Source organism: Paraburkholderia sp. (assembly GCF_035656215.1).
Classification (GTDB): Bacteria; Pseudomonadota; Gammaproteobacteria; order Burkholderiales; family Burkholderiaceae; genus Paraburkholderia.
Map to the genome: position 1 here is coordinate 1 of NZ_DASRSY010000474.1, position 9,955 is coordinate 9,955.

Below are 9,955 nucleotides of genomic sequence, written 5' to 3' on the forward strand. Positions count from 1 at the left end.
GCCGGTCATGCGCCAGACTTTAAGCGAGCATTAAGTGAATGCGTCTAAGCTCGCGATGCTAAATGCGCGACGGCGGACCGCATCTGGCGCGTCCTGTCCTGCTCGCCCATCATCTGAACGGCCACCATGTCGACACCCAGCCGCCTCAAAGCACCCCTGATTCTTGTCCTCTCGCTCGTGCTGTTGTGCGCCGGTGTCGCCGTTCTGGTGGGCGTGTTCGGGTTGCTGGTAACGGTGCTCGGCAAGCTGTAGCCACCACTGGGCGGGCGTCAGCGGCGCAAAATGTGTATCCTGATCGATCTTCCCCGTGCCGTCCTGGCGGCCAGGATTATTGCAAGGAGATTGCATTGACGGACCACGCTGAACCTCCCCCACCCTCCAAGCCGGAGATCGATCCGGCCTTGATCGAACTGGCGCATGAAGTTTTCGATCTCGCACGACGCGGCGACGCCACCATGCTCGCCGCGGTAATCGAAAAAGGCGTGCCGCCGAATTTACGCAACGATAAGGGCGACAGTCTCGTCATGCTGGCGAGCTATCACGGTCACGTAGAGGCGGTACGTACGCTGCTCGAGCACGGGGCTGATCCGGATCTGCGTAACGATAATGGACAAACACCTATTGCGGGCGCTGCTTTCAAGGGTTTCAACGTTGTCATTGAAACCTTGCTCGCGCACGGTGCGGATGTCGAAGGCGCGTCGCCCGATGGCCGCACCGCGTTGATGATCGCGGCAATGTTCAACCGCACGGACATTGTCGATCTGCTGATCGGGCACGGTGCGAATCCGCAAGCGCGAGACGCGGGCGGTTTTACTCCGCTGGATGCCGCCAACAAGATGGGGGCGACGGATACGCCCGCGCAATTGAAGAAGGCGAGTTCCTAAGCGCCAGCCGTAGCTGTGTAGCGCGCTGGCGTCGCTACACAGCCATTCAGCTTCGGCAATTTCATTGCGAACCCTGCGTTCTTCGCAAGGGCACGCTCGCTGCGGTCAAAATCAAAAAGCAGAAAGCCTACTAGGCCCCTCCCGCAGTGCCACCGCTCAGCAAGCTATCCAGATCGATCTCGGCCAGCTCCCCGATTCTCTCGACCGTCACATCCGCGGGCGGATTACCTGCAATCTCCTTGGGATCGAAAGCGTAATGCCCCTGGCGAGGAAAAACCGTCGTCAGTCTTTCCCCCCAACTCTTCTTCATGGCCGTCAAAATCCGCAATTTGTCATCCACCATCACATAGTGCCGGGCCGGATAACACTCCATCACTTGATCGAGCATCTGCTCCTTATGGATGTAAATCAGAACCCGCCCTTCGACCTCGTCCCATAAGCCCGAGCGGGCAATCTTCCTTGGTTGGAACACCACGTCCCCGTCGGACAGGATCACTGCAGGCCCTCGCTGCGACACATGCCGGATCGCATCCAATGCGCCCGGATAAAGCCGGTTCGCAAACGGATAATCAATCAGAAACGACGACATCAACAACAAGCTTGTGTCCCGCGGATGCTCCTGCCGATACCGCTGCAACGCGCCCAGGTAATCGGCATAGCCAAGCTCTGCCCGCAGGTCTTCAAAGATTTCCCAATACCGCGTGCTGTTCTGCTCGCCGAACTGCCGCATCATGTGGGCACGCAAATCCGCCAGCACATGATCGTTGTCCAGCAACGTGTTATCGCAATCGAACAGAAACACGACGTCGTGGGGCGTGGCGTTGGTGGCTTCCATTGCGGCTCCCGTGAATTAGCGCTTCTGTCCATCGACCGGCGCGGTCGCTTTCTCGACGTGACCGCCGAAGTCGTGCCGCATGGCCGACAACACCCGGTTCGCAAAATCCGCGTCGCCCCGCGAGCTGAAACGCGCGAACAGCGCTGCGCTCAGCACCGGCGTCGGCACGCCTTCGTCGATCGCTGCCGCCACCGTCCAGCGCCCTTCGCCCGAATCCGATACGCGCCCGGCGTAGCTTTGCAGATCGGCGTCGCTGACGAGCGATCCGGCTATCAGGTCCAGCAGCCACGAACCGATCACGCTGCCGCGCCGCCATACCTCGGTGACCTCGGCGAGATTCAATTCGTACTGGTAAAGCTCGGGGCGGCGCAGCGGCGACGTTTCAGCATCGGCTTCGCGCGCGTGTTTGCCGGCGTCGGCGTGGCGCAGAATGTTCAGGCCTTCGGCATACGCGGCCATCATTCCGTATTCGATGCCGTTGTGGACCATCTTCACAAAGTGCCCGGCGCCCTGCGGACCGCAATGCAGGAAGCCCTGATCGGCCGTGCTGGCGCTGGCGGTACGGCCTGGCGTGGCAGACACGGAGCCCACGCCCGGCGCGAGCGTGGAGAAGATCGGTTCGAGCCGCTTCACGACCTCGGCCTCGCCACCGATCATCAGGCAGTAGCCGCGCTCGCGTCCCGCGACGCCGCCGCTCGTGCCGACGTCCACATAGTGCAGCTGGCGTTTGGCCAGATCGGCGCCACGGCGAATGTCGTCGTGGTAGTAGGAGTTGCCGCCGTCGATCACGATGTCGCCGGGTTCCAGCAAGGGCACCAGATTCTCAAGCGTTTTGTCGACCACCGCCGCGGGCACCATCAGCCACACCGCACGCGGTTTTTGCAGTTGCGCGACCAGGTCCTCGAGCGAGGCTGCGCCTGCTACGCCGTCCTGTTTCAGCTTGTCCACCGCGGCCGGTTGCACGTCGTAAGCGATACATTGCTGACCGCCCTTCGTCAGGCGTCGCACCATGTCCGCGCCCATGCGTCCCAATCCAATCATGCCTAGCTGCATATCTCGCTCCGGAAAGTGTCTCGTTGCGCTGCCCGATCTGCTTCGACGTACTGCGGCCACGCCGCGCCTGATTTGCGGCAAGTGGCTTTCCTAACTGTAGTTGCTAGTTGCTGGCGTTGTGTTCACGTGATCCGACGGACACACGGTAGCAGCCCCGGATCGCCCGTGCAGCGAATCGGGCATTCTCGCCTGCATCAAACGACGATACGCTTCTTTGCAGAGGTTTTGCGCAGCCTGAAGTTCCCGACGTGCATCGGTGTGATCCGTAGTCAAGACGCTGGCTTCGATTTGGCTAACTGCCTTCTTACACTTTGGGCAGGCGATCGAGCAGGATGTTTTCGCGGCCGCGGCCTTTGGGCATTGGACCTGGTTTGGCCAGCGCCAAGCGTGTCTCGCGCGCTGCATGCGAATTGATTTGGCCGGCGCGAGGCGTGTGCCGCGTGCCCCGCGCCGCGTACGAATTGGAAGCCCTAGCGCCGCCGTGCCTGAAACTTCCCGTATTGCGTGCGCGCAAAACGCTGCACCGCGCGCCACATCTGCGGATAGCGATAACCCGGCACGGCGAACAACACCAGTGCACAAAGCGCCAGCAAACCGCAGAACAGGAACGTGCCGCGAAAGCTGAACGCCTGCACCAGCAAACCCGACAAAACGCCGGAGAGAATCGAGCCGACCCGCGCCGCATTGAAAAACAGCGCGGTGGCGCGGCCCGGCGACTGCGGGATCAGATCCTGCACGTAGGTCATCCCGAGGCACGAGGTCACCGCGACCACGAACGCGTTGAGCATCTGCATCGGAATCAGCACGTGGACCGTCCCCGCCAGCGACATCGCGACGAAATACACGGCGTGGACCGCCGCGCAGGCCGCCAGCCAGCTAGGCTTGTGCAGCGTCGACGACTTCGCGCCGAGCGCGAGCATCATCGGAATCTCCATCAAGGCGCCTAGCCCGAGCATGACCGACACGTCCAGATGCGTGCCGTTCAGGCCGTGCACGATGTAAAGCGGCAGCACGATCATGGTGGCGTTCGCGGCCAGACCGAGCAAGGTGAGCGCGGCCACGGCACGGCGGATGTCGTTCTGCGAAGCGACGCCCGGCAGGTCCTCGTGCGCATCTTCGCCGGGCGCGGTCAGCGGCGGCACGGTGATCGAGGCTGACGGCTCCGAGGCCGTGTCTTCCACCGTGTGATCGCCCAGATGGCCTTGCGGCTCCCGCATGCGCCAGACGATGGTTGCGCAGGCCGCGAAGCTTGCCGCCGCGAACAGGAAGAGCCCGTAGAAACCGGCGCCGGCAAGCACCAGTGCGCCCACCGATGGACCGAACACCCACGCCGCCGAGAGGATCGTCCGCAACGTGGCGCTGGCAAACGCGCGCTCCGCGGGATCGGGCACCGGCAGCGCCGCGCGGCTGAACGAGAACACCATTGAAATGGCCGAGCCGCCCGCGCCGATAAAGACGATGCCGACGGCCAGCAACAGCCGGTAGTCACGCACCACGCATAGACAGAGATAGCCGAGCGCGGCGGCCACCAGTGCCGCCAGCAACAACGGCCGGTGCCGTCCGCTCGCATCGCTCCAACGGCCGGCGAAGGTACTGGCGAGCACCCCGCTGGCGGCGATCAGCGTCATGAAGATGCCGAGTTTGAGCGGCGTCATGCCGGCGCGCTCGACGCCGAACAGTGACAGATACGGAGCAGTGAACGACATCGCCACGCCGAGCATGAGGGTGGCAGCGGCCAGAGGCTTGAAGCCAGGGATGCGCAGCAGGTCGAAAAAACGGGAGGTTTTCAACACGGGGTGGCGGTGGGTCAGGGAAAGCGAGCCCGCGACGCGCGATGCGCGCCGCAGACGTCGTGGCCGGAACAACCGGGGCATTATCGGCCTGGCTTGCAGGCGCGTAAACCCGCAACCCCACATCCCAAATTTGTGTTGCGTGCCGTTGCAGACGAGCTGACGGCACAGACGACGCTACTTGCTTCAGGGGACCTGCTTAGGGGGACGTGCACGCGCGGCCTGAGGATTAGCACTATCCGCTCGCGCCAGACTGCCTTCGCCCCCAGATTGAACGACCACATATCCGCGTTTTTCGAGCGTCCAGCGGTGCCACTGGTTGCCATAGACACCACAGGCAACGCCGAACAGCACGGACAGCACCAGTCCGATCGTGCCGATCGTTTCACCCCACAAGCCCGAGAAAAACAGCAGCGTATTGACCGCCAGCATGATGAAAGTGGCAAACCACATTCTCTTCGACATGGCCCAGACGAAGCCCAACAGCAACGCGCCCCAGCTGAAACCTGTGGCGACCGCGACCGTTTCGTCCTTGCCGGGGTACTGAAGATAGATCCTTTCTGCCATTTCCTTTCCTGAACACGATGACACCGATAGAGCGAATCATGACGTTTAACATGTCACGCTTGCAAGAACATGTGCTCGTGTGAAATTTACGCGACGGCACAACCGCCGGCAGCGACAATGCATTGCGCCAAATTTTAGTTGCCTTGCTAACCATATTGCGTTTCAATACTGGCTATGTTCGATCATTGCCTTTACTTCAATTCATCCGCATTGGCGCGGCTTGCCGAGCGCGAATGGGGCGCCGTGTACGCCGAATTCGGGCTGACGCCGCCGCAGGGGTTCGTGCTGCGCGTCGTGCTGGCCACGCCCGGTTGCCTGAGCAGCCAGGTGGCGGATCTGCTGGGCATTGCCCGCCCCACTGCGACGCGGCTGATCGATAACCTGAGCGAAAAGGGACTGGTGGAGCGCCGTCAGGGCGAAACCGACGGCCGCGAATGGCGGGTGCACGCCACGCGGGCGGGCAAAGCGCTTGAGCGGCCTATCAACGAAGCCAGTGCGCAAATTGCGAAGAATCTGCGTGCCAGGATTGGGCCGGAGTTGTTCGAGGCGGCCGTTACCTCAATGCATGGCGTGCGGAAAGCGCTTGGATAAGGCGCTTTTTTTTAATCCAATAGTTGTCTTGCTAATCATATACACGGATCGATGCAAGCCCACCCGGCTCGGGAGAGCGCCCCTGTCCCCGTCACTGACGATCCCGGCCATAGCTGATACTCTTTTGCTTAGTCCACACGCAGCCGAGCCCCGCGCATGCGGAAATCACTGTTTGCGCAGGTAAAAAAGCACCGGAGCACCCATGGCAACCCCAAAACCCTATTCCTCCCATGCCCCCTCTCGAGCCGAGATCGAGGCCCTGCCGGGCGCCACGGTCATAGAATTCGGCACGGACTGGTGCGGCTTCTGCCAGGGCGCGCAAGCGTCGATCGGCAAAGCCTTCGAACCCCATACCGGCATCAGGCATCTGAAAGTCGAAGACGGCCCAGGCCGCCCGCTTGGCCGCTCCTTCAAGGTCAAACTCTGGCCCACGCTAGTGTTCATGCGCGATGGCGCCGAAGTCGCACGCATCGTACGCCCGACTAGCGCCGCGGACATAGCCGAGGCTTTCGCTTCGCTCTGACCAGGGCGGCGCACACACACCTGCACGATTTCATCCGCAAACCGGATTAAAGGGAGCACACCTCATGGACACCCGTAGCGAGCTGCAAGCCACCGTCAATGCGATGGTCCAACCCGGCAAAGGTCTTCTCGCCGCCGACGAGAGCGGTCCGACCATCGCCAAACGCTTCAAGACGATCGGCCTCGAATCCAGCGAGGAAAACCGCCGCGCCTATCGTAACCTTCTGCTCACCACGCCAGGTCTCGGCGAATTCGTGAGCGGCGTGATCCTTTACGAAGAAACACTCGGGCAGAAAGCGGACGACGGTACGCCGTTTCCGCAACTTGCTGCAAAAATCGGTGTTGTGCCGGGCATCAAGGTGGACCTCGGCAAGATTCCGCTCGCGCTCGCCCCCGGTGACGAAATCACCGAAGGTCTCGACGGCCTCGCCAGGCGTTTCGTCGACTACAAGCGACAAGGCGCGCGCTTCGCCAAATGGCGCGCGGTCTACAACATCACGGCGAGTTTGCCGAGCCGCCTCGCCATTGAAGCGAACGCGGATTCGCTGGCGCGCTACGCAGCGATCTCGCAGGAAGCGGGCATTGTGCCGATCGTCGAACCGGAAGTGCTGATGGACGGCGATCACACCATTGGACGCAGCGCGGAAGTGACCGAGGCCGTGTTGCACGAAGTGTTTAACGCGCTGCACCGGCATCGCGTGGTGCTCGAACATATTCTGCTGAAGCCCAGCATGGTGCTAGCGGGCGCTGAACATGCGCAGCAATCGTCTACCTCGGATATCGCGACGCACACCGTGCAGATACTCAGGCGCACGGTGCCGTCGGCGGTGCCGGGAATCGTGTTCCTGTCCGGCGGGCAAACGCCGGAAGAGGCAACGGCCAACCTCGATGCAATGAATCGACTTGGGCCGCTGCCGTGGAATCTGAGCTTCTCGTATGGTCGCGCGTTGCAGGAACCGCCGCTGCAAGCATGGAAGGGGCAGGCGAACAACGTTAAAGGCGCGCAGGAGGCGTTGCTCAAGCGCGCCCGTCTGAACAGTGCGGCGGCGCTCGGCAAGTACGACGCTTCACAGGAAAAAAGCTAGGCGCTACGAGGAACGGTTTGCGCGTGCGCCGCCTCCCGGCCAAGCGCGCGAACCGACGTCCGGCGCGCGCTTGCCCGCGGAGCCTGAGTCCACGCTATCGGCAAAGGCAGGCATCCCCTTGGCGGCAAGGTCAGGCGAGCCTTACGGCTCGCAAACCACCAGTGCGTGCAGCTCGTCGATATTGAAGGGTTTGGCGAGGATGGCTACGCCGAGCCGGCGCGCCCGTTCGAGTTCGTCGGCATAGCCGGTCATCAGCGCGATCTTCTGCGCGGGCCACGCGCTGCGTACCTTCTCCGCGAGGTCGATGCCGTTGAGCCTGCCCGGCATCTGGATGTCGGACAGCACGAGTTCGAACTTCGCGCCGCCGGTCAGCACGTCGAGCGCCTGGTCGGCGGTCGGTTCGTGCCGCACTTTGCAACCAAAGGTTTCCAGCACGGCAGCTACGCCTGCCGCCACGTCTTCGTTGTCTTCCACCAGCAGCACGACGCCTTTGGCAGTCGGTGCCGGTTGTTGCGCCGGTTCTACGTCGGGCACCGACGCCCTCTGCCGCTCGCGATGGCGCGGCAAATAAAGTCTGACCGTCGTGCCGCTGCCCGGCACGCTGTCGATTTTGGCCGTGCCGCCCGCCTGTTCGCACATGGCGAGGACCTGGGCAAGGCCGAGGCCGGTGCCCGAGCCGCGCAGCTTGGTGGTGAACAGCGGCTCGAACGCTCGACGGGCGACGGCTTCGGACATGCCTTCGCCGTCATCTGAGCAGGCTATCAGCACGTATTCGCCGTCGGGCAGCAAGGTGTCGCTGCCCACCAGACGGTTGTTCTGGCAACGGATCACGAAGTGGCCGCCGCGCGGCATCGCGTCACGCGCGTTGACCGCCAGATTCATGATCGCGAATTCAAGGTCGATCGGATCAGCCAGCACCTGCCAGACGTTGTCGACCATGTTCAAGGCCATTTCGACGGTGTCGCCGAGCGCGGCATCGATCAGTGGTGCGGCGCTGGGCAACCAGATGGCGAGGTTGACCGGTTCCTGCTTGAGCGGCTGCTTCTTCGCCACGCTTAGAAGCTGCCGCGTCAGGGATTCCGCCGTGGCGGTGGCCCGCTCGACGGCCTGCACTTCCTTTTCGAGGTTGTTATAGCGTTTCAAGCGCGCCAGTTCGGTGTTGGCCGAGACCACCATCAGCAGATTGTTGAAGTCGTGTGCGACGTTGGCGACGAGATTGCCAAGCGCTCCCATACGCTGCAATTGCCGGCTCGATGCCTCCGCGGAAAGACGCATGGCCACTTCGCCCTGCCAGCGTTCCCACGCGCGGCGTTCGCCGGCGAGCTGGCGCAACGAGAAAAACACCAGCAGCCAGATCGCCACGCAGGGCACGGCTGTGATCGCCACGATCATCATGAAGTGCTGAAGCCACGCCGCGCCGATCGCGGCAGTGTCATACGCGCTCATCACATAGAGCGGATAGTCGCCGACGCGCCGAAACGCCAGCAAGCGTTCGACGCCGTCGACCGTGGAAGTCAGACGGATGTGGCCGAATAGCTGCTTGTCGCGCAATGCCGCGGTGAACGCGCTTTTCTGAGTGGGTTTGGCGCCCGCTGGCCACGCCGGATAACGCACCAGCAGACTGCCGTCCTGGCGGTACAGTCCCAACGAGAGCGACGTGTCGCCGTTCGTCAGCTCCCGGTAGAAGCGCGAAAAGTACTCGGTGCGCAGCGCCACGGACACCACACCGAGGAATTGTCCGTTCTCGCCTGAGCGGCCGGTTGCGGTGTTGAACACATTGGTCTGCGACAACGGCCCGAACATGGGCAGAGAAAAATACGGCTGCGGCCGCATCGCTTTGGCCGCTGTGAAGTCTTCACGTTGACTGATCGACATGGCGGGGGCAGGATAAGCGCGGCTCGACACCAGCAAGTCGCCGTTCGCGCCAAGCACGTAAATCACCGCGACCTGCGGAAAGTCGCCGCCGATTTTCCGCAAACGGTCGTGCAATCCGCCTTCCTGCGCGCGAATCTGTGCGTCGTCGTCATTGCCGAGCAGGTCGACGATGCGCGAGGCCACCTGCTGATTGAGGTCCAGTACCTTGACGGCCTGTTCCGCGATCACCCGCGCGAGCCGGTCGATCATGTCATTCGAATCGGCAATCCGGCGCTGATAATCGAAATACCCATATCCCGTGAGGCAGGCCAGCGGAAACACAATCGAAACAGCGAGCACGATCAGGAGCACACGCCGCGTCGCCGCGAAATTACGCGACGGCATGGGAAAATCGACTGCGGCACGCTCCGCATGTTGCACGGTCACGATCTCCATGAAAGATGAGTACTGGGCGGGGCGGCGGTGCACCACGTGCCCCGCATTGTTCGAGCGCTATTTCCTTTCCCTGAATTTACCGCACTTCCGCTGTTCTCCATAGGGTGGCGAACGACGAAAACGCCACACGTGTAGCGGCGTGCATGCGGGCACATGGATTGCTGTAGCAATGGCGTCCGACGATGTGTCGTACGGCGATGTTCATTTTCGTGTTGCAGCGCGGCGTAATGTGCGCTGCGAATGCCGCGCGCTGCGAATGCTGCGTTCTTTCATGCGCGGCGGACCTCCGTCGATGCCCTGTCACTGCCGGTTTGTCCC

General features: G+C 62.4%; 10 protein-coding genes. 5 read left to right on the plus strand and 5 right to left on the minus strand.

Going from position 1 to position 9,955, the window contains the following annotated elements; translation table 11 throughout:
- Positions 1-126: 126 nt before the first annotated feature.
- A complete protein-coding gene (locus tag VFE81_RS27870) occupies positions 127-252 on the plus strand; it encodes a hypothetical protein (protein ID WP_325047661.1) in 126 nt (41 codons plus the stop codon).
- Positions 253-347: 95 nt separating this feature from the next.
- On the plus strand, positions 348-884 hold the full coding sequence (locus tag VFE81_RS27875; RefSeq protein WP_325047662.1) for an ankyrin repeat domain-containing protein: 537 nt from the start codon (positions 348-350) through the stop codon (positions 882-884).
- A 130-nt stretch (positions 885-1,014) separates the two neighbouring features.
- Here the strand turns inward: VFE81_RS27875 and VFE81_RS27880 are convergent, their stop codons facing one another.
- The 4 genes from VFE81_RS27880 to VFE81_RS27895 all read right to left on the minus strand — a co-directional run bounded on the left by VFE81_RS27880 (position 1,015) and on the right by VFE81_RS27895 (position 5,129).
- Complete coding sequence (locus tag VFE81_RS27880) at positions 1,015-1,719, minus strand: HAD family hydrolase (protein ID WP_325047663.1); 705 nt, start codon at positions 1,717-1,719, stop codon at positions 1,015-1,017.
- 15 nt (positions 1,720-1,734) lie between these two features.
- The gene (gene gnd, locus VFE81_RS27885) at positions 1,735-2,832 is read right to left on the minus strand and encodes a phosphogluconate dehydrogenase (NAD(+)-dependent, decarboxylating) (protein WP_325047669.1); all 1,098 of its coding nucleotides are present in this window, start codon (positions 2,830-2,832) and stop codon (positions 1,735-1,737) included.
- 410 nt (positions 2,833-3,242) lie between these two features.
- Positions 3,243-4,565, minus strand: coding sequence for a sugar efflux transporter (locus tag VFE81_RS27890; RefSeq protein ID WP_325047664.1), 1,323 nt, complete (start codon positions 4,563-4,565; stop codon positions 3,243-3,245).
- A gap of 183 nt (positions 4,566-4,748) precedes the next feature.
- Positions 4,749-5,129: a DUF2628 domain-containing protein gene (locus tag VFE81_RS27895; RefSeq protein WP_325047665.1), complete on the minus strand. Its 381-nt coding sequence runs from the start codon at positions 5,127-5,129 to the stop codon at positions 4,749-4,751.
- 174 nt (positions 5,130-5,303) lie between these two features.
- Here VFE81_RS27895 and VFE81_RS27900 point away from each other — a divergent pair, with 174 nt between their 5' ends.
- The 3 genes from VFE81_RS27900 to VFE81_RS27910 all read left to right on the plus strand — a co-directional run bounded on the left by VFE81_RS27900 (position 5,304) and on the right by VFE81_RS27910 (position 7,327).
- The gene (locus tag VFE81_RS27900) at positions 5,304-5,720 is read left to right on the plus strand and encodes a MarR family transcriptional regulator (RefSeq protein ID WP_325047666.1); all 417 of its coding nucleotides are present in this window, start codon (positions 5,304-5,306) and stop codon (positions 5,718-5,720) included.
- A gap of 202 nt (positions 5,721-5,922) precedes the next feature.
- Positions 5,923-6,243 (plus strand): thioredoxin family protein, encoded by a 321-nt coding sequence (locus VFE81_RS27905; RefSeq protein WP_325047667.1) that lies wholly within the window; start codon positions 5,923-5,925, stop codon positions 6,241-6,243.
- A 64-nt stretch (positions 6,244-6,307) separates the two neighbouring features.
- Entirely contained in the window at positions 6,308-7,327 is a 1,020-nt protein-coding gene (locus tag VFE81_RS27910; RefSeq protein ID WP_325047668.1) for a class I fructose-bisphosphate aldolase, read from the plus strand.
- 141 nt (positions 7,328-7,468) lie between these two features.
- Here the strand turns inward: VFE81_RS27910 and VFE81_RS27915 are convergent, their stop codons facing one another.
- On the minus strand, positions 7,469-9,622 hold the full coding sequence (locus VFE81_RS27915) for a hybrid sensor histidine kinase/response regulator (protein ID WP_325047670.1): 2,154 nt from the start codon (positions 9,620-9,622) through the stop codon (positions 7,469-7,471).
- Between the last annotated feature and the right edge of the window lie 333 nt (positions 9,623-9,955).